Genomic DNA, 25,786 nt, shown 5'->3' with positions numbered 1-25,786 from the left:
TGCCGGTGGAGAGCTCCCCGGGGCGAAATCCGTTGTCGCTCCGCCGCAGCGCGGGGCTACCGTTCGCACGCCCGGCGACCGTGAGGAGAACACCGTGCCCTCTCCCCCACCTGTGCCTCGCACGGACACGCTGTGGCGGGACGCGGACTTCCGGCGCCTCTGGTTGGGGCAGAGCGCCTCGCAACTGGGCGAGCACACCGCCCTGGTGGTGCTGCCGCTGCTCGCCGTCCTGACCCTTGACGTGGACGCGGACCGGCTGGGCGTGCTGCGCGCGGTGGGTCAGGCGCCGGTGCTGCTGCTCTCGCTGTTCGTCGGCGCCTGGGTGGACAGGTGGCGGACCCTCACCGTCCTGGTGGCGGCGGACGCCGGACGGGCGGTGGTCCTGGGCGCGGCCGCCGTGGCCTGCGCGTTCGGCCTCCTCGGCCTGCCCGCCCTGCTCGTGGCCGCGTTCACCGTCGGGGCGCTGTCCGTGTTCTTCGACGTGGCGTACCAGGCGTCCCTGGTGCGGCTGGTGGCGCGTGATCGGTTGCTGCGGGGCAACAGCGCCCTGGAGGGCAGCCGGTCCGCCGCGCAGATCGGCGGCCCCGCTCTCGGCGGCGCGCTGGTCTCCCTGTTCTCGGCGGCGGCCGGCGTGGCGGCGGGAGCGGCGTTCTTCGTGCTGTCGATCCTCTCGGTCCGGCGGATCCGTCGGCGTGAACCGGTCCCCGGGCATGCGGCCGGACCGGCCCGGATCGGGCGCCGCATCCGGGAGGGCGTGCGCTTCGTGGCGGGCGATCCCGCACTGCGGACCGTGGGCCTCGCGTCGGCCGCCTTCCAGTTCTTCCTGGCCGCCTCGATGACGGTGTACCTGGTCCTGCTCCCCCGTGAGCTGCACCTTTCCGGCGCGGCCGTCGGGCTGGCGCTCGCCGCGACGGGGCCGGGCGCGCTCCTCGGTTCACTGCTCGCCGCCCGCCTGCCGGGCAGGTTCGGCCACGGGGCGGTGCTCGTCTGCGGGGCGCTGGTCGGCGACGGTGTGATGCTGTGTGTGCCCGCGCTGCACGGCCCGGCCCCGCTGGTGGTCGCCGCTCTCGTGGCGGTCAACTTCCTGTTCGGCGCCTGCGGGCAGCTGGTCAACGTCACCGTGATGGCGGTCCGGCAGGCGCTCACGCCGGACGGGATGCAGGGCCGGGTGGCGGCGACGATCACCTTCGCCGGCATGGGGACGGCCCCGCTGGGGTCCCTGTTCGGCGGCCTCCTCGCCCGGTCGTGGGGGCTGCGGGACGCGCTGCTCGGCGCGGCCGCGGGGATGCTGCTGTCCCCCGTGTTGATGGCGCTGTCCCCGCTGGCCCGGCTGGGGCGCACGCTGCCGGGCCCGGCCCTCCAGTCGGCGGGGTCCGGCGACCCCGTGGGGAACGAGGGCGCCGGTGCCGGAGCGAGGACGCCGGAGGCAGCCGGTGACTGAGGCCGGCCCGGATGTCACCGTGGCCCGGGCCGGGCGACAGCACACCGACGCGGACGTCACCGACGCCTGGGCCGGGCGACTGCCCACAGGTGCGGACGCCACCGACGCCCGGACCGGCGGCAGCCCACCGATGCGGACGCCACCGACGCCCGGACCGCGCGACAGCCCACCGATGCGGACGGCGGCCCACCGGTCCGGCGACGCGGCGAGCCTCACCCCGCGCCCCCGACGCCCGGCCCCGCTTCCCCCGACACCGGGCCCGCATCCCCCCGACACCGGGCCCCGACGAGGTCACCGCGCGTGACGGCGGCAGTTGTGTCACCGCGCGTGACGGCGACGACCGGCGTTGGCCGGCCGGGCAAACGCGAACGCGAACGCGAGCACGAACCGGCGGCGGGCACCGAGCACCGGCCCCGCCGCCCGGGTTCAGACGGCGGGGACGGCGTCGGCGTTGCCGTAGTAGGCGTCGGGGCCGTGCTTGCGGGTGTAGTGCCGCTCCAGGAGGTGCGGCGGAGGATCGGAGGTGTCGCCCAGGCGGGCCCCGAGGGCGAGGGTGTGCAGGGCCATCTCGGCGACGGCCTCGCAGACGACGGCGTTCTCCAGGGAGGCGGTGGCGGTGGGGCCCCAGGTGAAGGGGCCGTGGCGGGACACGAGCGCGCCGGGAACCTCCTCGGCCCGCCGCGGGTCGGACCGCAGCATCTGGACGATGACCTGCCCGGTGTTGAACTCGTAGTCCTTGGCGCACTGTTCGGGCGTGAGGTCCTCGGTGACCGGGACCGGGCCGTTGAAGGTGTCGGCGTGGGTGGTGCCCAGGACGGGGATCGGCCGGCGTGCCTGGGCGAAGGCGACGGCGTGGGTGGAGTGGGTGTGGGTGACGCCGCCGATGGACGGGAAGGCCAGGTAGAGGCACCGGTGGGTCTCGGTGTCGGTGGAGGGCCTGAGGGAGCCCTCGACGACCCGGCCGTCGTCAAGCGCCACCACGACCAGGTCCTCCTCGGTGAGGTCGGCGTAGGAGACCCCGGAGGGCTTGATGACGAAGACGCCGGCCTCCCTGTCCACGCCGCTGACGTTCCCCCAGGTCAGGGTGGCGAGGCCGGCCTCGGGGATGCGGAGGTTGGCCGCCAGCACCTCGCGGCGCAGGCTCCTGAGGGGCGTTCCGTTCACTACGCTCTCACCGTCCTTCCGGTATCGGCGGCCGGGGCCACCGTGAGTGTTCTCGCGGAAAGCGGCCGCCGTTGTGGGTGGGCTCCAGAATTGTGAGCGCTAACATGCCGTCGGCTCAAGGGCGGGGACGAAGTTGCGGTGTCCGAAGGAGAGGTTCGCTGCGATCATGATGTGAGCGCTCGCATCGGGCGCGCACAGGATGGACCGCGGGCCGGCCCGCGGTCGGGGTGCTCCGCACGCGCGGGACGGCGCACCCCGACGGGCCGCCCATCGAGGAGGGAAGAGGATTGATCCAGCAACCGGACGGCTCCAAGGCGCCGACGATGGCGGACGTCGCCCGGGTCGCCGGCGTGTCGCACCAGACGGTCTCGCGCGTGCTCAGCGGACACCCGAACGTCAGCGCCAGGACCCGCGCCGCGGTGACGGAGGTCGTCGAGCAGCTGGGCTACCGGCGCAACTCGGCGGCCCGGGCGCTGGCGACACGGCGGACCCACACGCTCGGCGTCATTGCGGTGAACACCACGCTGCACGGCCCCGCCAGCACGCTGGCCGGGGTGCAGGAGGCCGCGCGCGAGCGGGGGTACCTGACCTCGGCCGTCACCCTGCGGGCGGCCACCGAGGAGGCGCTCACCGAGGCGGTGCAGCACCTGGCGGGGTGGGGTGTGGAGGGGATAGTCGCCATCACCCCCTGGCGTGACGCCGTGCGGGCCCTGGCGGCGCTGGAGGCGCCCTGCCCGGTGGTCACCGTGGAGGGCGGCCACGACATGGACCTGCCCGGGGTCTCCCTGGACCAGCACCTGGGCGCCCGCATGCTCACCGAGCACCTGCTGACCACCGGTCACTCCACCGTCTGGCACGTGGCCGGACCCGCGGACTGGCTGGAGAGCGAGGCGCGCACCGCGGGCTGGGAGGCGGCGCTGCGGGACGCCGGCGTCGAGGTGCCACCACTGCTGCGGGGGGACTGGAGCCCGCTGTCCGGGTACCAGGCGGGCCAGCAGCTCGCGGGCCGTGTGCTGGCCTCGCCCGGCCGGGCGGGCGGTCTCACGGCGGTGTTCGTCGCCAACGACCAGATGGCGCTGGGCGTGCTGCGGGCCTTCCGCGAGGCGGGGCTGCGGACTCCGGCGGACGTTGCGGTCGCCGGGTTCGACGACATCCCCGAGGCCGAGTTCTTCCCCCCGCCGCTGACCACGGTGCGCCAGGACTTCGCCTCCCTGGGGCGGAGCAGCATCGGCCTGCTGCTGGAGCACATCGAGGGGACGGCGGAGGGGGTCGCCCACCACACCCTGGCGCCCGAGCTGATCGTGCGGGCCAGCACGGCGCGGCGGGAGCCGCCGCGCGACTGAACGACGCCGGGTGACGCGACCGAACGACGCCGGGCGCCGGTCCGCGCGGCCACCGGAGGTGGCCTGCGGTCCGGCGCCGGCGGCGTCGTCGCGGGAGGCGTCGTCGCGGGAGGCGTCGTCGCGGAGGGCGGTTCAGTCCGTCTCCGCGCGGCGCCCCGTCATCAGGCGCTGGAGCACGATGAACACCAGCAGCAGGCCGCCGATGACGATCCGGGTCCACCAGGAGCTGAGGGTGCCCTGGAAGTTGATGACGGTCTGGATCATGCCGAGCACGAGGACCCCGAGGGCGGTGCCCAGCACGAAGCCGGAGCCGCCGGTGAGCAGGGTTCCTCCGATGACCGTCGCGGCGATGGCGTCCAGTTCCATGCCCATGGCGTGCAGGGCGTACCCGGACAGCATGTAGAAGGTCATCAGGACGCCGCCGAGGGCCGAGCAGAGGCCGCTGACGGCGTAGACCGCGATCTTCGTGGGCCCCACCGGCAGACCCATCAGCCGCGCCGAGGCCTCGTTGCCGCCCAGCGCGTACACGCCGCGGCCGAAGCGGGTGTGGTGCAGGACGACGAAGGCGAGCAGCAGGACGACCAGGGCGATGACGACGGACACGGAGACGAAGAGGCCTCCGGAGCCGTACAGCCGGGTCTGGGCGATGGAGACCGTGGCGGGGTCGTCGATGGTGATGGACTCGGTGCTGATGGTGTAGCAGAGCCCTCGGGCGAGGAACATGCCGGCCAGCGTGACGATGAACGGCTGGATCTCGAAGGTGTGGATGATCCAGCCCATCAGCGCGCCTCCCGCGGCGCCGATCGTCAGGACGAGCGGGATCACGGCGCCCAGGGACCATCCGTGGTGCTCGACGAGCGAGGCCGTGATCATCGTGGAGAGCGCCACCACGGATCCGACGGACAGGTCGATGCCGCCGGTGAGGATGACGAAGGTGGCTCCGACGGCGACGACCAGCAGGAAGGCGTTGTCGATCAGCAGGTTGAGGACGACCTGGGTGGAGAAGAAGCCGTCGTAGCGCAGCGACCCCGCGGTGAACATGGCCACCAGCAGCACGGCGGTGACGAGCAGGGGGATCCGGGTGCTCGCGCCGCGGGAGCCGGCGCCGGGGCGCGGACGAGTCAGGCGCGAGGCCTTGGTGGCGAAGCCGGTGCTCATGCGCGGACCTCCTGCTGCCGGCCGACGGCGTCCGCCGTGCCGGTGGATCGGGTGTGCGGCCTGCCGCGGCGGCGGGACATCTTCGCCCGGAACACCGGGGACTGCACGAGGCAGACGACGACCACCACGAATGCCTTGAAGACGAGGGTGGTCTGCGGCGGCACGCCGAGGGTGTAGACGGTCGTGGAGAGCGTCTGGATGATCAGCGCGCCGAGGACCGTGCCGCCGAGGGAGAAGCGGCCCCCGGTGAGGGCCGTGCCGCCGATGACGACGGCGAGGATGGCGTCGAGCTCGATCCACAGTCCCGCGTTGTTGCCGTCGGCGGACTGGACGTTGGAGCTGATCATCAGTCCGGCGACGGCGGCGCACAGCGCGCAGAACACGTAGACCAGGGTCAGCAGGCCCGCCGCGCGGATGCCGGCGAGGCGTCCGGCGGCGGGGTTGCCGCCGACGGACTCGATCAGCAGGCCGAGGGCGCTGCGCCGGGTGACGAACGCGGTGAGGGCGACGACGGCGCCGGCCAGCAGGACGGCGAAGGGGAAGGTGAGCCAGTAGCCGCCGCCGATGAGGTGGTAGCCCTCGCTCCTGACCGTGATGATCTGCCCGTCGGTGATCAGCTGGGCCACGCCGCGGCCGGCGACCATCAGGATCAGGGTGGCGACGATGGGCTGCACGCCGAGGCGGGCGACGAGCAGGCCGTTGCAGAGGCCGAGGACGACCGCCACGCCCAGCGCGACGGCGACGGCGCCCAGCACGGTGCCGGCGCTGCCGGGGTCGGCGGAGCCGGCGATGTGCTCGCAGGCGAGGGCTCCGGCGATGGCCACGGTGGAGCCGACCGACAGGTCGATGCCGCGGGTGGCGATCACCATCGTCATGCCGAGCGCGACCAGGATGAGCGGCGCGCCGAACTGCAGGATGTCGATCAGGCTGCCGTAGAGGTGTCCGTCCTGGACCCGGATGTCGAAGAAGTCGTGGGTGAAGGCGAGGTTGCCGAGCAGCAGGGCGAGCAGCACCAGTGAGGGCCACAGCAGCCGGTGTCCGGCGAGCCGCTTGAGGACGGCGCCGGGGACTGCCCCGGTGGGTGCGCCGGGTCGGCCGGTCCGCGCGGACCGGTCGGGCGGGTTGGTCATGAGTCCGCTCCGGTGGCGATGGTGGCCAGAATGCGGTCGGGGGTGACGCTGTCGTCGTTGACGAGGGTGGCCACCATGCGGTGGTCCCGCAGGACGGCGACGCGGTGGCTCAGGCGCAGCACCTCTTCGAGTTCCGCCGAGACGAACAGCACGGCGGTGCCGTCCGCGGCGAGGCGTGCGACGAGTTTCTGGATCTCGGCCTTGGCTCCGACGTCGATGCCGCGGGTGGGCTCGTCGAGGATGAGCAGCCGTGGTTCGGTCAGCAGCCAGCGGGCGAGCAGCACCTTCTGCTGGTTCCCGCCGCTGAGGTTGCGCAACTGTGCCTCGGGGTTCGCGGGCCGGATGTCGAGGGCCTCGATCCAGCGGCGGGTGAGTTCCTCCTGCTTGGCGCGGGAGATGGGGCGGGTCCAGCCCCGTGCGGCCTGGAGCGCCAGGACGATGTTCTCCCGGATCGTCAGTTCGCCGAAGACACCCTCCGTCTTGCGGTTCTCCGAGCAGAAGGCGATCTTGTGGGCGACGGCGTGGCGGGGCGACCGCAGGGAGACGGCCTTGCCGTCGACGGTCACCTGACCGGTGTCGGCGCTGTCGGCGCCGAACAGCAGCCGGGCGGCCTCGGTGCGGCCGGAGCCGAGGAGGCCCGCGAGGCCGATGACCTCGCCGGCGTGGATGTCGAGGTCGTAGGGCTCGACGGAGCCCTTGCGTCCCAGTGCGCGCGCCTGGACGAGGGGTTCGCCCGCGACGCGTTCGGCGGCCTCCTCGTGGGCCTGCTCGGAGAGTTCCTCGAGGGTGGCGAGTTCGCCGCCGATCATGTGCTGCACGAGGGTGACCGGGGTGAGTTCGCCGATGGTGTACTCGCCCTCGAGGCGGCCGTTGCGCAGCACGGTGACCCGGTCGCAGAGCTCGAAGACCTGGTCGAGGAAGTGCGTCACGAAGAGGATGGCGACGCCGCGGTCACGCAGCCGGCGGACCAGGGAGAAGAGCTGGGCGACCTCGTCGCGGTCGAGGCTGGAGGTGGGCTCGTCCAGGACCAGCACCTTGGCGGAGACGTCCACGGCCCGCACGATGGCGACGAGTTGCTGCACCGCCAGCGAGTGGGAGCCGAGCGGGGACGACACGTCGAGGTCCAGGTCGAGCTCGGTGAGGAGTTCGGCCGCGCGCCGCTTGACGGCCTTCCAGTCGACCAGGCCGAAGCGCCGGGGTTCGCGTCCGATGAGGATGTTCTCGGCCACCGAGAGGTTGGGGCAGAGGTTGACCTCCTGGTAGACGGTGCTGATGCCCGCCTGCTGGGCCTGGAGGGGGTCGGCGAACGTGCCGGGCCGGCCGTCGACGAGCAGGGTGCCCTCGTCGGCCGCGTGCACGCCGGTGAGCACCTTGATCAGGGTGGATTTCCCGGCGCCGTTCTCGCCCATCAGGGCGTGGACCTCGCCGGGGTGGAGCCGCAGGGCGACCCCGTCCAGGGCGAGTACGCCCGGGAACTGCTTGCGGATGCCGGTGGCCTCCAGGACCGGCCGCCGTTCGCCGGTGTCCGGCGCTGCCGGGGTGGGCGGGGCTGTCATCCGCCCTCCTCTCACTCGTGTGGCGGTGACGCCGGAGGGGGCGGTGCGTGCCCCCTCCGACGCCGGTTCCGGTCGCGTCAGTACTGGCGGTTGGGCAGGGCCTCTTCGGCCTGGTCCTGGGTGAAGACGCCTTCCTCGGTCTCGACCCGCGGCGGCACCTCCTCGCCGTCGACGACCTTCTTCGCGAGGTCCATCAGCTGGTCGCCGAGGAGCGGGTTGCACTCGACCACGACGTTGATCTTGCCTTCGGTCATGGCGACGAAGGCGTCCTTGATGCCGTCGATGGAGATGATCTTTATGTCCTTGCCGGGCTTCTTGCCGGCCTCCTCGATGGCCTGGATGGCGCCGAGGGCCATGTCGTCGTTGTGCGCGTAGAGCACGTCGATGTCCTTGTGGGACTTCAGGAAGGCCTGCATGACCTCCTTGCCCTTGGCGCGGGTGAAGTCACCGGTCTGCGAGGCGACGACCTTGAACTTGTCGTCCTTGCCGACGACCTCGGCGAAGCCGGCCTTGCGGTCGTTGGCGGGCGCGGAGCCGGTGGTGCCCTGCAGTTCGACGACGTTGACGGGGCCCTTGTCGTCCGCGTACTCCTTGGTCAGCCACTCCCCCGCCGACCTGCCCTCCTTCACGAAGTCCGAGCCGAGGAAGGTCTTGTAGAGGGAGGTGTCCTTGCTGTCCACCGCACGGTCGGTGAGGATCACCGGGATGCCGGCGTCCTTGGCCTCCTTGAGCACGGTGTCCCAGCCGGACTCCACCACCGGCGAGAAGGCGATGACGTCGACCTTCTGCTGGATGAAGCCGCGGATCGCCTTGATCTGGTTCTCCTGCTTCTGCTGGGCGTCGGAGAACTTCAGGGTGATGCCGGCCTTCTTCGCCGACTCCTGGATCGACTTGGTGTTGGCCGTCCGCCACCCGCTCTCCGCGCCGACCTGGGCGAAACCGAGGGTGATCTTGCCGTCCGAGTTACCTCCCCCGGTCTTCTCGGAGTCGGGCGCCTCGGTGGAACAGGCCGTCAGCGTCGAGGTGGCGAGGAGGAGGACCGTGCTGAGGGCGAGAGCGGCTCTGCGGGCCATGACGAGTGTCCTTTCGAGGTGCACGGAGGGTGCCGTCGGTGCGACCGAACACCGGCCGCACGAAGGGCGACGTCCTCACGGAGGGCGCGCCGTCGCATTGTGAGCGCTAACAAGACAGGTTCTCAATCCCCTTGCGCACGTTATCTTTCCGTGACTCGCCGTGACGCCTCCGGCGCCCGGACGCGTCAACTCCGCGCGCGCAAGAGACGTTCACTCTCCGCACGCCTCTTGCGCCGAGAGATTGTGAGCGCTAACACTTCGGTGTCCCCCGCACGCGCCTACGACGAGCTCCGAAGAGCCCCTCCGCAGCCCACAGGCCACCCGAAAGGCAGCTCCGTGACCTCTGCTCCCCCTCCCCCGCCCGCACCCGCCTCCGCCGACGACCTGCCCGACGGCGAGCGGTACACCGTGGGTGTCGACTTCGGCACCCTCTCGGGGCGCGCCGTGGTGGTGCGGGTCCGCGACGGTGAGGAACTGGCCTCCGCGGTCCACGAGTACCGGCACGGGGTGATCGAGGAGCGGCTGCCCGGCTCGGACGCCCCGTTGCCGCCGGACTGGGCGCTGCAGCACCCCGAGGACTGGCGCGACGTGCTGCGGGAGGCGGTGCCTGCGGCGGTCGCCGCGTCCGGTGTCGACCCGCGCGCCGTCATCGGCGTGGCCACCGACTTCACGGCCTGCACCGTGCTGCCCACGCTGGCCGACGGGACCCCGCTGAGCCGGACGCCGCTGGGCGGACGGCCGCACGCCTGGCCCAAGCTGTGGAAGCACCACGCGGCGCAGCCGCAGGCCGACCGGATCAACGCGCTGGCCCACGAGCGCGGCGAGAAGTGGATCGGACGGTACGGCGGGAAGATCTCCGCCGAGTGGCAGTTCGCCAAGGCGCTCCAGGTGCTCGAGGAGGACCCGGAGGTCTACGCGGCCTGCGTCCGCTGGATCGAGGCGGCGGACTGGATCGTCTGGCAGCTCACCGGCCGGGAGTCGCGCAACGCCTGCACCGCCGGTTACAAGGGCATCCACCAGGACGGCGCCTACCCGTCCGAGGAGTACCTGGGCGCGCTGAACCCGCAGTTCGCCGACTTCGCGCGGACACGGCTGGAGTTCCCGCTGTCCCCGCTGGGTTCACGGGTGGGGTCGCTCACCGAGGAGGCGGCCGCCTGGACGGGGCTCAGGCCCGGCATCGCGGTGGCGGCCGGCAACGTCGACGCCCACGTCACCGCGGCGGCCGCCCAGGCGGTGGAGAACGGGCGCCTGCTCGCCATCATGGGCACCTCCAGCTGTCACGTCGTCAACTCCTCGGTGCTGGCAGAGATCCCGGGCGTCTGCGGTGTCGTCAACGGCGGCATCGTGGAGGGCGCCTACGGTTACGAGGCGGGGCAGAGCGCGGTGGGCGACATCTTCGCCTGGGTGCTGCGCCAGGGCGTGCCGCGGGAGTACCAGGAGGAGGCGGACGCCCGCGGCGAGGACCTGCACGCCCTGCTGACCCGCAAGGCGGCCGACCAGCCGGTCGGCGCCCACGGCCTGGTCGCGCTGGACTGGCTGAACGGCAACCGTTCCGTCCTGGTCGACCACCACCTCTCCGGCGTCGTCGTGGGTCTGACCCTGGCCACCCGGCCGGAGGACGTCTACCGGGCGATGCTGGAGGCCACCGCGTTCGGCACCCGCGTCATCGTCGAGACGCTGGAGGACGGCGGCGTTCCGGTGCACGAGTTCGTCGTGGCCGGCGGGCTCGCGAAGAACGAGCTGCTGATGCAGATCTACGCGGACGTGCTGCGCCGCCCGGTGTCCCTCGCGGCGTCCGCGCAGGGGCCGGCACTGGGGTCGGCCATCCACGCCGCCGTCGCGGCGGGCGCCCACCCCGACGTGCGCACGGCGACGGCCGCGATGGGGCGGCTGCGGCGCGACGTGTTCGTGCCCGACGCCGGTCGGGCCGACGCCTACGACGCCCTGTTCGCCGAGTACCGGCTGCTGCACGACCGCTTCGCGGACGGCGACCAGCTGCACCGCCTGCGGAAGCTGCGCGACACGGCGCTCGCCGGCGGGTGACACCGCCTCCGCCCCTCCCCCGTCACGTCCACCGTCGGACCACCACGCCACCAGGAGTCCTTGTGCAGAGCCCGAATTCCACCGTCCGCGAGATCTGGTTCCTTACCGGCAGCCAAGGGCTGTACGGCGAGGACACCCTCAAGCAGGTCGCCGAGCAGTCGCAGCGGATCGCCGCCGTGCTGGACGACGCGCCAGAGCTGCCCGTCCGCGTCGTCTGGAAGCCGGTGCTGACCGACGCCTCCGCCATCCGCCGCGCCTGCCTGGACGCCAACGGCGACGACGCGTGCATCGGTCTGATCACCTGGATGCACACCTTCTCCCCGGCGAAGATGTGGATCGCCGGCCTGGACGCCCTGCGCAAGCCGCTGCTGCACCTGCACACCCAGTCGAACGTGGCCCTCCCCTGGGACACCATCGACATGGACTTCATGAACCTCAACCAGGCCGCCCACGGCGACCGGGAGTTCGCCCACGTCCAGGGCAGGGTCGGGGTGGCGCGCAAGACGGTGGCCGGCCACGTGAGCGACCCGCTGACGGTCGCGCGGGTCGCCGTCTGGGCGCGCGCCGCGGCCGCCCGTGCCGAGCTGGCCACGCTCAAGGTGGCCCGCTTCGGCGACAACATGCGCGACGTCGCGGTCACCGAGGGGGACAAGGTGGAGGCGCAGCTGCGCCTCGGCGTGTCGGTCAACACCTACGGGGTCAACGACCTGGTCGAGGTGGTGGACCGGGCGCCGCAGGAGGCGGTCTCGGCGCTGGTCGCGGAGTACGAGGACGCCTACGAGGTGGCGCCGGAGCTGCGCGCGGGAGGGGAGCGGCACGAGGCGCTGCGCTACGCGGCCCGGATCGAGGCGGGACTGCGGTCCTTCCTGACCGAGGGCGGCTTCGGGGCGTTCACCACCAACTTCGAGGACCTGGGCGGGCTGCGGCAGCTGCCGGGCATCGCGGTGCAGCGGCTGATGGCCGACGGGTACGGCTTCGGCGGGGAGGGCGACTGGAAGACGTCCGTCCTGCTGCGGGCGCTCAAGACCGCCGCCGAGGGGCTGCCGGGCGGCACCTCGTTCATGGAGGACTACACGTACGACCTGACGCCGGGGAACGAGCTGATCCTCGGTGCCCACATGCTCGAGGTCTGCCCGTCGGTCGCCGCCGCGCGGCCCGGCTGCGAGATCCACCCGCTCGGCATCGGCGGCCGCGAGGACCCCGTGCGGCTGGTGTTCGACGCGGCCCCGGGGCCGGCCGTGGTGGTCGGCCTGGCCGATCTCGGGGACCGGTTCCGGCTGGTGGCCAACGACATCGACGTGGTCGAGCCGCCGCATCCGCTGCCCTCCCTGCCGGTCGCCCGGGCCGTGTGGCGTCCCGCGCCCGATCTGCGGACCTCGACGGAGTCCTGGCTGACGGCGGGCGGGCCGCACCACACGGTCCTCAGCACCGCCCTCACCTCGGAGCACCTGGACGACCTGGCGGAGATGCTGAAGGTGGAGCTCGCCCTGATCGACCGGTCGACCACCACCCGTTCCTTCCGGCGCGAGCTGCGCTGGAACCAGGCGTACCACCGGCTGGCGCTCGGCCTGTAGGCGGCATCGCCGGTCCCGCGGCCGCCGGAGCTCGGTTCCGGCGGCCGCGCGTCGGGAGACGGCGGGTCCGAGGGCCGCGGCTTCGGCGGCCGCGGGTCCGGCGACCGGGCATCCGGGGGCCACGCGTGCGGGGGTCAGCGGCGCCTTTCGCGGGCCCAGTCGGCCAGGACGGGCACGCAGGTCCCGGCGAAGTGGGCGTAGTCGTCGGTGGTGTTGTAGGCGTGCGTGGACAGGCGGACGTAGCCGGTGCCGCCGAAGCTGGTGAACGCCGCGGTGACGCGCAGCTTGCGGGCGACCTCCTCACGCAGGGCGTCGGCCTCCTCTCGGGTGCCCGCCAGGCCGTCGGGAAGCCGCACCAGGCGCAGGGCCGGGGCGGGCATGCCGACGCGGGGCGTGTGGTCCTCGCCCGTGACGCGGGAGAAGGCGGCGGCGACCACCTGCTGCGCGTGGTCGCCGAGCGCGGTGGCGTAGGCGCGCACGGCGTCCCAGCCCCAGGTGTCCTCGATCAGGTCCAGGGCGGTGGGCGTCGCCAGGTAGTGGGTGGCGTCGACGGTGCCCTGGTGGTCGAACCGCTCCGGGAAGGGCTCGGTGGCGCCCCAGGAGTCGATCAGGGGGTGCAGGTCCTGGCGCGCCTCGGTGCGGGCGACCAGGACCGCCGTGCCGCGCGGCGCGCAGGGGAACTTGTGGAGGTTGCCGACCCAGTGGTCGGCGTCCAGGCCCGCCAGCGGGTCGGCGAGCATGCCGGCGGCGTGGGCCCCGTCGACGAGGAGGGTGACGCCGCGGCGGCGCGCCTCGGCGGCGATGCGCCCGACGGGCAGCAGCCGGGCGGTGGCCGAGGTGATGTGGTCCACGACGGCCAGGGCGGTGCGGTCGGTGAAGGCGTCGGTGACGGCCCGGTACGCCTCGTCGGCGGTGGCCTCCAGCGGCACGTGCACGGTCCGCAGGGTTCCGCCCCAGCGCCGGGCCAGGCGGGCCGCCCCCATGGTGACGGCACCGTAGCCGTGGTCGGTGACCACGATCTCCGCGCCCGCCCGGTGCGGCAGGCTGCCGTAGACGACGCTGGCGCCCGCGCTGGCGTTGGGCACCAGGACCGTCCCGTCGGGCGGGGCCCCCAGGTGCGCGGCGATCCTCCGGCGCGCCTCGCCGATCATGCCGGGCTGCGCGGGGAACCACTCGACGGGCGACGCCTCCATGCGGGCGCGCAGGTGTGCCTGGGCGTCCTGCGCCGCGCGCGGGACGGCGCCGAAGGAGCCGTGGTTGAGGTGCCGTACCTCCGGGTCCAGCGACCAGGCGGCAGCGGCGGGGCGTCCGTCGGGCAGCAGCAGCGGTGCCGGTGCCGCGGGAGGTTCGGTACGCACGGGGCTCCCTGTCGATATGTCGATCGTCGTTCGCGGACACGATCGCACAGCGGGGGTCCCGGGCAGGCACCCCCTTCCCGCGGTGGTGGTGGGACTCAGCCGGGCAGGGCGGTGGCGGCGTGGCCCAGCGCGGCGCGCATCACCTCGCGCAGCGGCGGCGCGCCCGGGGCGTCCGCCCGGCGGGCCCACTCCTCGACGGCGATCCGCAGGGCGACGTTGAGGGTGCCGGCCCGGACGCGGACGGCGAGATCGGCGGCGTCGCGGCCCTCACGCTCGGCCAGGATGGCGGCGAAGCCGTCGGCGGCCTCGGAGTGGATCTGCAGCCAGACGGCGCGCAGCCCGGGCTCGCCGGCGGTCAGGCGCACCAGCTGGGCGACCTCGGCGCTGTCCCGGTCCCGTTCGGATGCCTCGTCGTCGTCCAGGCCGAGGGCCTCGGTGAGGGTGGCGCCGGGCGGCCAGGCGCGCAGCCGCTCGATGATGTCCTCCAGTCCGGTCAGGAGCAACGGCCGGACGCATTCCTCCTTGGACGGGAAGTAGCGCCACAGCGTGCGGGTGGACAGGCCGGCCGCGGCCGCGATCTCGTCGGCGGAGGTGCCGGCGACGCCCTGGGCGGCGAACAGGCGCACGGCCTGCCGCGAGATGTCCAGGCGGGTGGCGGCCTTGCGCCGCTCGGTGAGGGGCGGCCTGCCGGTGCGCCGGGAAGCGGTCCGCAGGGCGGACGGCGTGGCGGCGGGTGCTCTGTGGTCCATCGCTCTCTTCCTCGCCCGCACGGGCGGCAGGCTCCGTACGGGTCACGCGGGGCAGTGTGCGGCTGTCGTGGGCAGGCGCGGGGCTGTCGTGGGGCTGTCGTGGGGCTGTCACTTTACGTCACGCTTTCGTGGCAGCCGACGCCTTTATGGCACGCCGTGACAGAAAGGGGTACGGTCGTGCTCGCGCCCGCCGCCGCAGGGGTGGCCGGGCGCTGCGAGGGAGCAGCAGCGATGAGCAACGAGACCGGCCTGACCGGCAAGAGCGTGATCGTCACCGGCGCGGGTTCCGGCATCGGCAGGGCGGCGGCCCTGCGTTTCGCGTCGGCCGGGGCGAAGGTGCTGGTCGCCGACCTGAACGGGGAAACCGCCCGGGAGACCGTCGAGTCGGTGGAGGCCGCCGGCGGGGCGGCGGTCGCGGTGACCGGCGACCTGGGCGACCAGGCCGTCGTGGACCGGGTCGTGGCGACCGCGGTGGAGGAGTTCGGCTCCCTGGACGTGCTGGTCAACAACGCCGGCATCATGGACCGGATGTCCGCCGCGGCCGACGTGTCCGACGCGGAGTGGGAGCGCGTGCTCCGCGTGAACCTCACCGCCCCGTTCCTGCTGACGCGCGCCGCGCTGCCGCACATGCTGGCCGCTGGCAAGGGCGCGATCGTGAACACGGCCTCCGAGGCCGGTCTGCGCGGCAGCGCCGCGGGCGCCGCCTACACCGCTTCCAAGCACGGCGTGATCGGCCTGACCAAGAACCTCGCGGTGATGTACCGCGGCAAGGGCATCCGCGCGAACGCGATAGCCCCGGGTGGCGTCGCGACCAACATCACGGTGGACGCGGAGCAGGGCGCCCACGGCCCGGCGACGATCGCCCCGTACTTCGGCAACATCGGCTCGGTGACCTCCGCGGAGGACCAGGCCGCCGCGATCGTCTTCCTCGCCTCGGACGCCGCCGCCGGCATCAACGGCGCGATCCTGCCGGTCGACAGCGGCTGGGCGGCCGTCTGACCGTTCCGCCGGGGCCGCCGGCTCCGCACCGGGCAGGGCGCGCCCGGTGCGGGGCGGCGCGGCGGGTCAGGTGGAGACCGGCTTGAGGGGGTCGTGCCCCAGGGTCATCAGCCGGTGGCGCCAGTTCGGCTGGCCCGCCGTGGGCTCCATGTCGACGCCACGCTCGGCGGTGACCGTGTCGACGACCTTCCGCATCACCCGGAGGTCGTCGTCGGTGAGGTCGACGCGGCGCTTGCCGAGGATGTCCAGGACGCGGCGGCCGTTCTCGGTGCCCGCCCGGTCCGGGAGCGTCTCGGTGTCCTCGCCGGCGGAGCGGGTCATCAGCCAGTCCTGGAGCTCTCGGGAAGTCATGTTGACCACGGTGTGGAACTCGGTCCACAGGTCGTCCAGCTCGGGGTCCCGGTGGTCTGCCATGATCGTCGCTTCCTTCCGTCCGCGGTGTCGGCACGCTCCGGGTTGCCCGGGGCACGTGGGGGAAACGGCCGCCCTCCGGATGCGGCGCGCGGCCGTCCGCACGATGCTGGAGCCATGTCCGAGCCGCCGCCGGTTGTCGTGGAGCCGCCCGGGCCGTCCGGCGGGCGGCGCGTGCGGGTGGACGGGCGTGTGCTGGGCACCGCCTTCTCGCTGCGGGACGTGACCGCCTTCCTCCAGGAGGCCGGGCTGCAGGGCTGGGACGAGCTGGACGTCGCGGCGTCCGGTCTGATCGACTGGCGCGGCGGCGGCCCCGACGCGTGGGCGGAATCGTGATGCGCCACCGTCATGTCGCAGGTGCCGCTCGCGGACCGGGCGGGTAGAACTGGGGCCTATGCGACCACTGGGCCGATCAGGCATCCTGTCGCGGCGGAGCGTCGCCGCGCAGGTCTTCTTCGTGAACGTGGTCATCGTGGTGCTGCTGGTCCTCGCCGCGGTCGCCGCCCTCGTCCTGCAGGGACGCGCCGCCAGCGAGGAGGAGGCCCGCAACCGCTCGCGCGCGGTCGCCGTCTCCTTCGCCGAGGCGCCGGGGACGTGGGAGGCGCTGCGCTCGCCCGACCCGACGGCGGTGCTGCAGCCGCGGGCCGAGGAGGTCCGCAGGAGCGTGCCGGTGGACTTCGTGGTGGTGATGAACACCGAGGGGATCCGGTACACCCATCCCCGCCCCGACCGCATCGGCAAGAAGTTCGTGGGCGAGATCGGGCCGGCGTTGCGGGGCGAGCCGGTCGTGGAGGAGATCAGCGGCACCATCGGCCGGCTGGTGCAGGCGGTCGTGCCGGTGCGGGACCCGCAGGGCCGGGTGGTGGGGCTGGTGTCCGCGGGTATCACGGTGGAGAACGTGGGCAACACCGCCGACCGGCAGCTGCCGCTGCTGCTGGGCGCCGCGGCGATCGCGCTCGCCCTGGCCACGGCGGGCACCGCGGTGGCGGGGCGGCGACTGCTGCGGCAGACGCACGGGCTCGGGCCGCGCGAGATGACCCGGATGTACGAGCACCACGACGCGGTCCTGCACTCGGTGCGCGAGGGAGTGGTCATCGTCGGCTCGGACGGTGAGCTGCTGCTGGCCAACGACGAGGCGCAGCGCCTGCTGGAACTGCCGGAGGACACCGGCCGGCGCCGCGTCGGCGAGCTGGGCCTGTACCCGGACGTCGCGGAGCTGCTGCTGTCGGGGCGGGTCGCCACCGACGAGGTCCACCCGGTCGGCGACCGCCTGGTGGTGGTGAACCAGCGGCCGACCCGGCTGCGCGGCGGCCCCTCGGGATCGGTCGCGACGCTGCGGGACTCCACGGAGCTGCGGGCGCTGGCCGGCCGCGCGGAGGCCGCGCGGGAGCGGCTGGACCTGCTGTACGCGGCGGGCCTGGGCATCGGCGCCAGTCTGGACGTCGGCCGGACCGCGGAGTCCCTGGCCGAGCTGGTGGTCCCGCGGTTCGCGGACCACGCGACGGTGGACCTGTTCGACGCGGTCCTGGAGGGCGACGAGCCGTCGGCGCGGCCGGACCCCTCCGCGCCCCTGCGCCGTACGGCGCGCAGCGGAGTGGACGAGGCCCCCCTGTTCCCGTTGGGCGCGCGGATCCGGCCGGACGGCTCCTCCCCGCAGGCCCGGGTGCTGCGCTCCGGCCGGGCGTTGCTCGAGCCCCGGCTGGAGGAGTCGCGGGCCTGGGAGGGCCAGGAGCGCGAGCAGTGGGCGGAGCTGCTGGAGCACGGGGTGCACTCGCTGATCGCGGTGCCCGTGCGGGCCGGCGGCCAGGTGCTGGGTGTGGTGGGTTTCTGGCGCGACCGCCGCAAGGAGCCGTTCGACGAGGAGGAGCTCGCGGTCGCCGAGGAGCTGGTGACCCGGGCGGCCGTCGCCATCGACAACGCCCGGCGCTTCACCCGCGAGCACGGCATGGCGGTGACGCTGCAGCGCAGCCTGCTGCCGCGCCGGCTGCCGGACCAGGACGCGCTGGACGTGGCCTACCGCTACCTGCCGGCGCAGGCAGGGGTGGGCGGCGACTGGTTCGACGTGCTGCCGCTGTCCGGGGCGCGGGTGGCGCTGGTCGTCGGGGACGTGGTGGGGCACGGTCTGCACGCGGCGGCCACCATGGGCCGGCTGCGCACGGCGGTGCACACCTTCAGCGCGCTGGACCTGCACCCCGAGGAACTGCTCGGGCTGCTGGACGAACTGGTGGCGCGCATCGACCAGGAGGAGAACACCGGCGGCGGCGCCGCCATCACGGGGGCGACCTGCCTGTACGCGGTGTACGACCCGGTGTCGCGGCGCTGCGTGATGTCGCGGGCCGGGCACCTGCCGCCGGCGCTGGTGCGGCCGGACGGCCGGGTGGAGTTCCTCGACGTCCCGGCCGGTCCGCCGCTGGGCCTGGGCGGTCTGCCGTACGAGACGGCAGAGGTGGAGCTGGAGGAGGGCAGCCGGCTGGTCCTCTACACGGACGGGCTGGTCGAGGAGCGGGACCGGGACATCGACGCGGGTCTGGAGCTGCTGCGCGCGTCGCTGGAGCGGGCCGGCGAGTCTCCGGAGGACACCTGCCGGGACGTGCTGGACGGGGTCGCTCCGCGGCCGACGGACGACATCGCGGTGCTGGTGGCGCGCACCCGGGCGGTCGGCCCGGACCGGATCGCCATCTGGGACGTGCCGCGCGACCCGTCCGCGGTGGGCCGGATCAGGGCCGCGGCGACCCGGCTGCTGACCGAGTGGGGCCTGGAGGAGCAGGCGTTCACCACGGAGCTGATCCTCAGTGAGCTGGTGACCAACGCGCTGCGGCACGGCAGCGGGCCGGTGAAGGTGCGCGTGCTGCGCGAGCGCGAGCTGATCTGCGAGGTCTCCGACGCGGGCAGCACCGCGCCACGGCTGAGGCAGGCCGCCAACTTCGACGAGGGCGGACGGGGCCTGTTTCTGGTGGCGCAGCTCTCGGAGCGGTGGGGGACGCGGTGGACGCCCGAGGGGAAGATCATCTGGGCGGCGCAGCCGCTGCCGTAGCGCCGCCACGACGGCCCCGGCGTCCTTCCGGCGTTTCAGCCAGGACCGGTGACCCCGCGGAACCGGTGACGCCCTGGGACCGGTGACGCCCCGGAACCGGTGACGTCGCGTCAGGGCAGGATCGAGTCCACGTAGCCTCCGTCCACGCGCAGGGCGCCGCCGGTGGTGGCCGACGCCTGCGCGGAGGCGAGGTAGACGACCATGTTGGCGATCTCCTCGGGTTCGATCAGCCGCTGGAGCAGGGACTGCGGCCGGTGCCGGCGCATGAACTCCCGCTGGGCCTCGTCCCAGGGCAGCTCCGGGTCGACGAGTTCGTACACGAACGTCTCCACTCCCCCGGTGCGGGTGGGCCCGGCGATCACGGAGTTGACGGTGACGCCGGTGCCGGCGGCCTCCTTGGCGAAGCCGCGGCCCACGGCGAGGAGGGCCGTCTTGGTGGTCCCGTAGTGGATCATCTCGGCGGGGACGGCCACGGCGGAGTCGCTGGCGATGTACATCACGCGGCCCCATCCGCGCTCCTTCATGCCGGGCAGCAGGGCGCGGGTGAGCCGGACGGCGGCGAGCACGTTGATCTCGAAGTGGCGCCGCCACTCGTCGTCGGTGATCTCCAGGGCGGGGCGGGCGCCGAACACGCCCAGGTTGTTGACGAGGATGTCCGTCTCCGGGAGGGCGTGGACGGCCGTCCGGGCGCCCTCCTCGGTGGCGAGGTCGGCCGCCACGGGCACGAACTCGCCGTCGGGGACCTGGCGCCGGAGGTTCTCGACCGCCTCCTCGAGGCGGCCCGGGTCGCGGCCGTTGACGCCGACCCGCGCGCCCGAGCGGGCCAGGCCGGCGGCGATGGCGGCGCCGATGCCCTGGGAGGAGCCGGTGACCAGTGCGGTGCGGTCGGTGAGATCGATCAGCATGCCGGCGGGGTACCCGATCCCCGGGGCGCGACGCCCCGCGGTCACCCGTACACAGGAGGACACACGATGGCACTGTCGAACATGCTGCGCCGGCTCAAGCAGTGGTCCGCCACCCCGCAGGGGCGGCGGACCATGGACCAGGCGCGCCGGGCCGCGGCGGATCCGCGCAACCGGGCGCAGGCGAGGCGGCTGCTGGACCGGCTGCGGACGCCGCGCCGCTGAGCGACGGGGCGTCCGCCCGGTCCGGGCACCACCGCGGGCGGCGGTCAGGACACGTCGCCGCCGGCGGAGGCGCCGTCCTTCTCGGTGGTCGCGTCGGCGGTGGCCAGCGTGCCGCCCGCGCTCTCCAGGTGGGCGCGCACGAACCACTGGAACTGCTCGAGGTCGCGGAGCTGCTCGATCAGCAGGTCCTCGGTGGCCGGGTCGATCTCTCCGGCGACCTCGACCGCCTTGCGGACGGCCTCCAGGATGCCGGTGTAGACGACGTCCAGCGCGCCGAGGTGCGCGATGGCGTCGGCGCGGCCGATGGAGTAGTCGTCCCAGGTGCGCTCCTTGACCAGGGAGCCCGGGGTGCCCTGTGCGACGCCGCCCAGCGCGGCGAGCCGCTCGGCGACGTCGTCGGCCATGTCGCGGACGCGGTCGACCTGCGGGTCGAGCATCTCGTGGACGGCGATGAAGTGCGGTCCGACGACGTTCCAGTGGACGTGCTTGAGGGTGAGGTGGAGGTCGTTGAGGGCGTGCAGCCGCAGGCGGAGCAGGTCGATCAGCTTGCGGGCGTCGTCGGTGCTCAGGCCGGGGACGGTGTACTTCGGGGTGGGGACGGTTTCCTTGGCCATGGCGGTGGTGCCTCCTTGGTGGATCGTCAGGTGATGGTGGGCTCGTGCCCCAGCCGGGCGATGCCATTCGTCCCGCTTTCGGCCGGTGCGGGGGTTCCACGGGGCGGGTCGGCGGCGAACGGCGTCGCCGGGCCGGGGCGCGAGCGGCGGCGGCCCCACGGTCCTCGGGGCCGCCGCCGTGAGGCGCGCGCCGGGCGACGGACGCCGCCCGGCGCGGCGGCGCGCGGACGGGTGCCGCGCGCCGTGCGCCCGTGCGGTCAGACCGTGGTGGGGAAGCGTTCCCAGACCCGGTGGGAGCCCATGAGACGGCTGAGCTTCTCCAGGGTGGAGGGGCCGCTGGTGCCCACGACGACGCCGGGTGCGTCGGCGGGGACGCCGGCGGCGGACAGCGCGGCGTCGCCGCCGCCCCAGACGCCGATGGCCTTGCCGTGGCGGAAGGCCTCGGCGAGGAGCAGGACCACCCGCGGGTCGACCGGGCCGGACTGGCCGGCGGTCGGGTTGGCCTTGGCGTCGCGGGCGCCGTAGGCGTCGTTGCCGACGGCGGGCGCGCCGGCCACCAGCACGGCGTCGAACTCGGTGGAGCGCGCGGTGGTGAAGGTGCGCTGGGGCTTGAGGCCGCCGCTGCCGAGCGGGCCGCCGGTGGGGGCGATCACCAGCGGCACCATGCCCGCGCCGAGGACCGCCTCGCGGACCGCCGCGACGCCCTCGAGGTCGGCGTCGGGGGCGGCGACGATGCCGATCATGCGGCCGTCGGCGGGCCAGACCTCGCCGACCTGGGAGAGCGCGGGGCTCGGCTGCACGTCCACGAGCGGCACGGTCGGCTCGGGCGCCGGGAGGCCGAGGCCCTCGGCGACCTTGGAGCACAGCACGGGATCGATGTTGGCGAGGATCTGGAGGTTGCGCTCCTTGATCGCCTGCTCGTAGCACTTGCCGAGCTCGAAGGTGTAGGCGGCGATGATGTGCTCGCGTTCGATGGGGCTCATGCTGAGCCAGAACCGGCGCGGCTGGCTGAAGTGGTCGTCGAAGGTCTCCGACTGCGCGCGGACCTTGACCGACTCCGGGAGCTGGACGGGCACGTCGACGAAGGCCCCGGCGTCGGCGCCGGCCGCGAACGGGCAGCCGCCGTCGAGGGAGTTCGGCTTGTAGGGGGCCACGCCGCGGTGGACGGCGGTCTGGTGGTAGCCGTCACGCTGCATGTCGTTGACCGGCACGTGGGTCCGGTTGATGGGCAGCTGGTTGAAGTTGGGGCCGCCCAGCCGGGTGAGCTGGGTGTCGAGGTAGGAGAACAGGCGGCCCTGCAGCAGCGGGTCGTCGGTGACGTCGATGCCGGGGACCAGGTGGCCGACGTGGAAGGCGACCTGCTCGGTCTCGGCGAAGAAGTTCGAGGTGTTCCGGTTGAGGGTGAGCAGACCGATCGGCTGCACCGGGGCCAGTTCCTCGGGGACGATGTTGGTCGGGTCGAGCAGGTCGATGCCCTCGAACATCTGGTCCGGGGTGTCCGGGAAGGTCTGGATGCCCAGTTCCCACTGCGGGTAGGCACCCGATTCGATGGCGTCGAAGAGGTCGCGGCGGTGGAAGTCGGGGTCCACGCCGTTGATGATCTGGGCCTCCTCCCACACCAGGGAGTGCACGCCCAGCTTGGGCTTCCAGTGGAACTTCACCAGGGTGGTCTCGCCGGCGGCGTTGACCAGCCGGAAGGTGTGGACGCCGAAGCCCTCCATCATCCGGTAGGAGCGCGGGATGCCGCGGTCGGACATGTTCCACAGGGTGTGATGGGTGGCCTCGGTGTGCAGGCTCACGAAGTCCCAGAAGGTGTCGTGCGCGCTCTGGGCCTGCGGGATCTCGCGGTCCGGGTGGGGCTTACCGGCGTGGATGACGTCCGGGAACTTGATGGCGTCCTGGATGAAGAAGACCGGGATGTTGTTGCCGACCAGGTCGAAGACGCCCTCGGTGGTGTAGAACTTCGTGGCGAAGCCGCGGGTGTCGCGCACCGTGTCGGAGGAGCCGCGCGAGCCCAGGACGGTGGAGAACCGGACGAAGACCTCGGTCTCGACGTCCTCGGCCAGGAAGGCGGCCTTGGTGACGGTCGAGGCGGTGCCGTACGACTGGAAGACGCCGTGCGCGCCGGCGCCGCGGGCGTGCACCACGCGCTCCGGGATGCGCTCGTGGTCGAACTGCATGATCTTCTCGCGCAGGTGGTGGTCCTGCAGGAGGACCGGGCCGCGCGGGCCCGCCTTGAGCGAGTGGTCCGTGTCGTGCAGCCGCACGCCCTGCGCGGTGGTCAGGTAGGCCCCGCCCTGGGCCACCTTCGCCTGGTCGACGCCGGTGACCTGCCCGGTCGGCGACACGGTGGCCGGACCGCGCTGGTCGGCCTTGGGCGGGAGCGGCTCCCTGGGCTCGGTCGGCTCGGCGACCGAGGGCGACTCGGGACCGGGCTTGCCGGGAACACCGTCCTGAGGGCCGGTGGCGGCGGGCTCGCCGGTGATCTTGTGCGCAGCCCTCTTCAGGGGGTTGCTCTCCGTCATCCTGTATCCGTTCCTTCGCTCTCGCCTGTCGCGGGCCGCCGGAGGCGGCAGGACCTACGTGATCTGGTGACACGGAGCGGAGGAACAAAACATGAAATCACTCAGCATGGCTGCAATATGCAGCCTTCCGCCGGTCCCCGGCGCGGCGACGGGTCCGGCCGGCCGGAAGACGGTACGATCATGAGGCGTACTGTGTGCCGTACCCACGACGCGTGCCCACATAAGGCGCGCTTATGGGTTCATAAAGCGGACCCGCATTCCAGGTAAGGCTTGCCTTAGCTTAGGCTTCCTGACGAGTCAGTTCATCGCTCGAAGGGAAATCGCACATGTCCCGCCCCCTGCGGGTAGCCATCGTCGGGGCCGGTCCCGCCGGCATCTACGCCGCCGACGCGCTGCTCAAGTCCGAGGTGGCCGCCGAGCCCGGCGTCTCCGTCGACCTCTTCGAGCGGATGCCCGCCCCGTTCGGCCTCATCCGGTACGGCGTCGCCCCCGACCACCCGCGCATCAAGGGCATCATCACCGCGCTGCACCAGGTCCTCGACAAGCCGCAGATCCGCCTCTTCGGCAACGTCGACTACCCGAACGACATCACCCTGGACGACCTGCGCGCCTTCTACGACGCGGTGGTCTTCTCCACCGGCGCCACGGCCGACCGCGCGCTGCCGATCCCGGGCGTCGAGCTCGACGGCTCCTACGGCGCCGCCGACTTCGTCTCCTGGTACGACGGTCACCCGGACGTCCCGCGCACCTGGCCGCTGACCGCGGACAAGGTCGCCGTCCTCGGCGTCGGCAACGTGGCGCTGGACGTGGCGCGCATCCTGGCCAAGACCGCCGACGAGCTGCTGCCCACCGAGATCCCGGCCAACGTCTACGAGGGCCTCAAGGCCAACCGGGCCAAGGAGATCCACGTCTTCGGCCGGCGGGGCCCCGCGCAGGCGAAGTTCAGCCCGATGGAGCTGCGGGAGCTCGACCACTCCCCCAGCATCGAGGTCATCGTCGACCCCGAGGACATCGACTACGACGAGGGTTCGATCGCCACCCGCCGCGGCAACAAGCAGGCGGACATGGTCGCCAAGACCCTGGAGAACTGGGCGATCCGCGACGTCGGCGACCGCCCGCACAAGCTGTTCCTGCACTTCTTCGAGTCGCCGGTCGAGATCCTCGGCGAGGACGGCAAGGTCGTGGGCCTGCGCACCGAGCGCACCGCGCTGGACGGCACCGGGAACGTCAAGGGCACCGGCGAGTTCAAGGACTGGGATCTCGGCGCCGTCTACCGGGCCGTGGGCTACCTGTCCGACGCCCTGCCCAAGCTCCCCTGGGACGAGGCCACCGGCACCGTGCCGGACGAGGGCGGCCGGGTGATCGAGAACGGCGAGCACCTGCAGTCCACCTACGTCACCGGCTGGATCCGCCGCGGCCCGATCGGTCTGATCGGCCACACCAAGGGCGACGCCAACGAGACGGTGGCGAACCTGCTGGACGACCACGCCAACGGCCGCCTGCACACGCCGGCCTCCCCCGCCCCCGAGGCCGTCGAGGACTTCCTCGCGCAGCGCCGGGTGCGGTACACCACCTGGGACGGTTGGTACCGGCTGGACGCGGCGGAGAAGGCGCTGGGCGAGCCGCAGGGCCGTGAGCGCGTGAAGATCGTGGAGCGCGAGGACATGCTGCGGGCCAGCGAGGCCTGAGGCACCCGCCGCCGCGGCGAAGGGCCCCCGGCTCCGGCCGGGGGCCCTTCGCCCTGCCATGGGCCCTTCGCCCTGCCATGGGCCCGTCGCCGCGCCCGCCCGGGGCGTCCGGCGGGCAACCCGCGGGCGCCCGGCAGCGTGTCCGGTGGCGGACTCGGGGCACACGGTGCGGGATCCCGGGGGCCTGATGTGGCAGCGTGACCGGGCGACGCCCCGTCGAGGAACCGCGCACGGCAGGCCGTCGTGCGACGGAGAGGAGAGACGATGTCGAAGCCGCCGCTGCCCGAGGCAGCGATCACCATGCTGGAGAAGCCGAACCCCGCGGTGATCACCACCGTCCGGGCGGACGGGCAGCCGGTCTCCGCGGCCACCTGGTACGTGTGGGACGACGGCCGGGTGCTGGTCAACATGGACGAGGGCCGCAAGCGGCTCGAGCACATCCGCAACGACCCGCGGGTCACGCTCACCGTCCTGGACGAGGCCAACTGGTACACCCACGTCACCCTGATCGGCCGGGTCGCCGAGCTGAGCGACGACAGCGACCTGTCCGGCATCGACCGGCTCTCGCGGCACTACGGGGGCAGGCCCTACCCCGAGCGGGAGCGGGGCCGGGTGAACGCGTGGATCGAGATCGACCGCTGGCACGGCTGGGGCTCCTTCCGCGACAGCGACCAGGCGGCCGGCTGAGCGGCCGCCGTCCGGCAGGCCACCCGCGCGGCCGCGCCGGGCCTGTGTCCCGGTGACGCGGAGCGGCCCGCACCCCCGGAAGGGTGCGGGCCACTCGGCGTGCGCGTCCCGC

At 73.3% G+C, this 25,786-nt stretch carries 21 protein-coding genes; 10 read left to right on the top strand and 11 right to left on the bottom strand.

Features of this window, described 5'->3' with window-relative positions; all coding sequences use genetic code 11:
• The first annotated feature begins 112 nt into the window (after positions 1-112).
• Entirely contained in the window at positions 113-1,441 is a 1,329-nt protein-coding gene (locus Sfr03f_RS09980) for an MFS transporter (RefSeq protein WP_245967478.1), read from the top strand.
• Between the two features lie 426 nt (positions 1,442-1,867).
• Here Sfr03f_RS09980 and araD read toward each other — a convergent pair whose 3' ends face one another.
• On the bottom strand, positions 1,868-2,605 hold the full coding sequence (gene araD, locus Sfr03f_RS09975) for an L-ribulose-5-phosphate 4-epimerase AraD (protein WP_108953280.1): 738 nt from the start codon (positions 2,603-2,605) through the stop codon (positions 1,868-1,870).
• Positions 2,606-2,928: 323 nt separating this feature from the next.
• Between araD and Sfr03f_RS09970 the strand changes: the two genes are divergently transcribed.
• Positions 2,929-3,948, top strand: a complete 1,020-nt coding sequence (locus tag Sfr03f_RS09970) for a LacI family DNA-binding transcriptional regulator (protein WP_435841968.1) — start codon at positions 2,929-2,931, stop codon at positions 3,946-3,948.
• Positions 3,949-4,080: 132 nt separating this feature from the next.
• Here the strand turns inward: Sfr03f_RS09970 and yjfF are convergent, their stop codons facing one another.
• The 4 genes from yjfF to Sfr03f_RS09950 form a co-directional block, all read right to left on the bottom strand.
• A complete protein-coding gene (gene yjfF, locus Sfr03f_RS09965; RefSeq protein WP_108953278.1) occupies positions 4,081-5,106 on the bottom strand; it encodes a galactofuranose ABC transporter, permease protein YjfF in 1,026 nt (341 codons plus the stop codon).
• Positions 5,103-6,236, bottom strand: a complete 1,134-nt coding sequence (locus Sfr03f_RS09960; RefSeq protein ID WP_108953277.1) for an ABC transporter permease — start codon at positions 6,234-6,236, stop codon at positions 5,103-5,105. Before Sfr03f_RS09960 ends, yjfF begins: the two co-directional genes overlap by 4 nt.
• Entirely contained in the window at positions 6,233-7,792 is a 1,560-nt protein-coding gene (locus tag Sfr03f_RS09955; RefSeq protein WP_108953276.1) for a sugar ABC transporter ATP-binding protein, read from the bottom strand. The genes Sfr03f_RS09960 and Sfr03f_RS09955 overlap by 4 nt, the downstream gene beginning before the upstream one ends.
• A 77-nt stretch (positions 7,793-7,869) precedes the next feature.
• Positions 7,870-8,865, bottom strand: coding sequence for an ABC transporter substrate-binding protein (locus Sfr03f_RS09950; RefSeq protein ID WP_108953275.1), 996 nt, complete (start codon positions 8,863-8,865; stop codon positions 7,870-7,872).
• Between the two features lie 384 nt (positions 8,866-9,249).
• Here Sfr03f_RS09950 and araB point away from each other — a divergent pair, with 384 nt between their 5' ends.
• Positions 9,250-10,908, top strand: a complete 1,659-nt coding sequence (gene araB / locus Sfr03f_RS09945; protein ID WP_108953576.1) for a ribulokinase — start codon at positions 9,250-9,252, stop codon at positions 10,906-10,908.
• Between the two features lie 62 nt (positions 10,909-10,970).
• On the top strand, positions 10,971-12,482 hold the full coding sequence (gene araA / locus Sfr03f_RS09940; RefSeq protein ID WP_108953274.1) for an L-arabinose isomerase: 1,512 nt from the start codon (positions 10,971-10,973) through the stop codon (positions 12,480-12,482).
• A 134-nt stretch (positions 12,483-12,616) separates the two neighbouring features.
• Here araA and Sfr03f_RS09935 read toward each other — a convergent pair whose 3' ends face one another.
• On the bottom strand, positions 12,617-13,840 hold the full coding sequence (locus Sfr03f_RS09935) for an aminotransferase class V-fold PLP-dependent enzyme (protein WP_108953273.1): 1,224 nt from the start codon (positions 13,838-13,840) through the stop codon (positions 12,617-12,619).
• A gap of 95 nt (positions 13,841-13,935) precedes the next feature.
• Positions 13,936-14,589, bottom strand: a complete 654-nt coding sequence (locus Sfr03f_RS09930) for a TetR/AcrR family transcriptional regulator (protein ID WP_108953272.1) — start codon at positions 14,587-14,589, stop codon at positions 13,936-13,938.
• A 231-nt stretch (positions 14,590-14,820) separates the two neighbouring features.
• Here Sfr03f_RS09930 and Sfr03f_RS09925 point away from each other — a divergent pair, with 231 nt between their 5' ends.
• Positions 14,821-15,588 carry an SDR family NAD(P)-dependent oxidoreductase gene (locus Sfr03f_RS09925; RefSeq protein WP_108953271.1) on the top strand — a complete coding sequence of 256 codons (768 nt, stop codon included), beginning with the start codon at positions 14,821-14,823 and terminating at the stop codon, positions 15,586-15,588.
• A 66-nt stretch (positions 15,589-15,654) separates the two neighbouring features.
• Here the strand turns inward: Sfr03f_RS09925 and Sfr03f_RS09920 are convergent, their stop codons facing one another.
• The gene (locus Sfr03f_RS09920; protein WP_108953270.1) at positions 15,655-16,002 is read right to left on the bottom strand and encodes a DUF3140 domain-containing protein; all 348 of its coding nucleotides are present in this window, start codon (positions 16,000-16,002) and stop codon (positions 15,655-15,657) included.
• Positions 16,003-16,116: 114 nt separating this feature from the next.
• On the opposite strand from Sfr03f_RS09920, the gene Sfr03f_RS09915 reads away from it, so the two are divergent.
• Both Sfr03f_RS09915 and Sfr03f_RS09910 read left to right on the top strand, forming a co-directional pair.
• Complete coding sequence (locus Sfr03f_RS09915) at positions 16,117-16,335, top strand: hypothetical protein (protein WP_108953269.1); 219 nt, start codon at positions 16,117-16,119, stop codon at positions 16,333-16,335.
• 58 nt (positions 16,336-16,393) lie between these two features.
• Positions 16,394-19,033 carry a SpoIIE family protein phosphatase gene (locus tag Sfr03f_RS09910; RefSeq protein WP_108953268.1) on the top strand — a complete coding sequence of 880 codons (2,640 nt, stop codon included), beginning with the start codon at positions 16,394-16,396 and terminating at the stop codon, positions 19,031-19,033.
• A gap of 110 nt (positions 19,034-19,143) precedes the next feature.
• On the opposite strand, the gene Sfr03f_RS09905 is transcribed toward Sfr03f_RS09910, so the two are convergent.
• The gene (locus Sfr03f_RS09905; RefSeq protein WP_108953575.1) at positions 19,144-19,938 is read right to left on the bottom strand and encodes an SDR family NAD(P)-dependent oxidoreductase; all 795 of its coding nucleotides are present in this window, start codon (positions 19,936-19,938) and stop codon (positions 19,144-19,146) included.
• A 66-nt stretch (positions 19,939-20,004) separates the two neighbouring features.
• On the opposite strand from Sfr03f_RS09905, the gene Sfr03f_RS30215 reads away from it, so the two are divergent.
• The gene (locus tag Sfr03f_RS30215) at positions 20,005-20,160 is read left to right on the top strand and encodes a hypothetical protein (RefSeq protein ID WP_159105604.1); all 156 of its coding nucleotides are present in this window, start codon (positions 20,005-20,007) and stop codon (positions 20,158-20,160) included.
• Positions 20,161-20,204: 44 nt separating this feature from the next.
• Here the strand turns inward: Sfr03f_RS30215 and Sfr03f_RS09900 are convergent, their stop codons facing one another.
• Both Sfr03f_RS09900 and Sfr03f_RS09895 read right to left on the bottom strand, forming a co-directional pair.
• Entirely contained in the window at positions 20,205-20,774 is a 570-nt protein-coding gene (locus tag Sfr03f_RS09900; protein WP_108953267.1) for a Dps family protein, read from the bottom strand.
• Between the two features lie 257 nt (positions 20,775-21,031).
• Entirely contained in the window at positions 21,032-23,299 is a 2,268-nt protein-coding gene (locus Sfr03f_RS09895) for a catalase (protein ID WP_108953266.1), read from the bottom strand.
• Between the two features lie 326 nt (positions 23,300-23,625).
• Here Sfr03f_RS09895 and Sfr03f_RS09890 point away from each other — a divergent pair, with 326 nt between their 5' ends.
• Positions 23,626-24,987, top strand: a complete 1,362-nt coding sequence (locus Sfr03f_RS09890; protein WP_108953265.1) for an FAD-dependent oxidoreductase — start codon at positions 23,626-23,628, stop codon at positions 24,985-24,987.
• 264 nt (positions 24,988-25,251) lie between these two features.
• Positions 25,252-25,674, top strand: coding sequence for a PPOX class F420-dependent oxidoreductase (locus tag Sfr03f_RS09885; RefSeq protein WP_108953264.1), 423 nt, complete (start codon positions 25,252-25,254; stop codon positions 25,672-25,674).
• Positions 25,675-25,786 lie beyond the last annotated feature (112 nt).

It is taken from the genome of Streptomyces fragilis (assembly GCF_003112515.1).
GTDB classification, from domain to species: Bacteria; Actinomycetota; Actinomycetes; order Streptomycetales; family Streptomycetaceae; genus Streptomyces; species Streptomyces fragilis.
The sequence above is the reverse complement of the archived record's forward strand: the minus strand, read 5'-3'. Positions and strand labels throughout refer to the sequence as shown.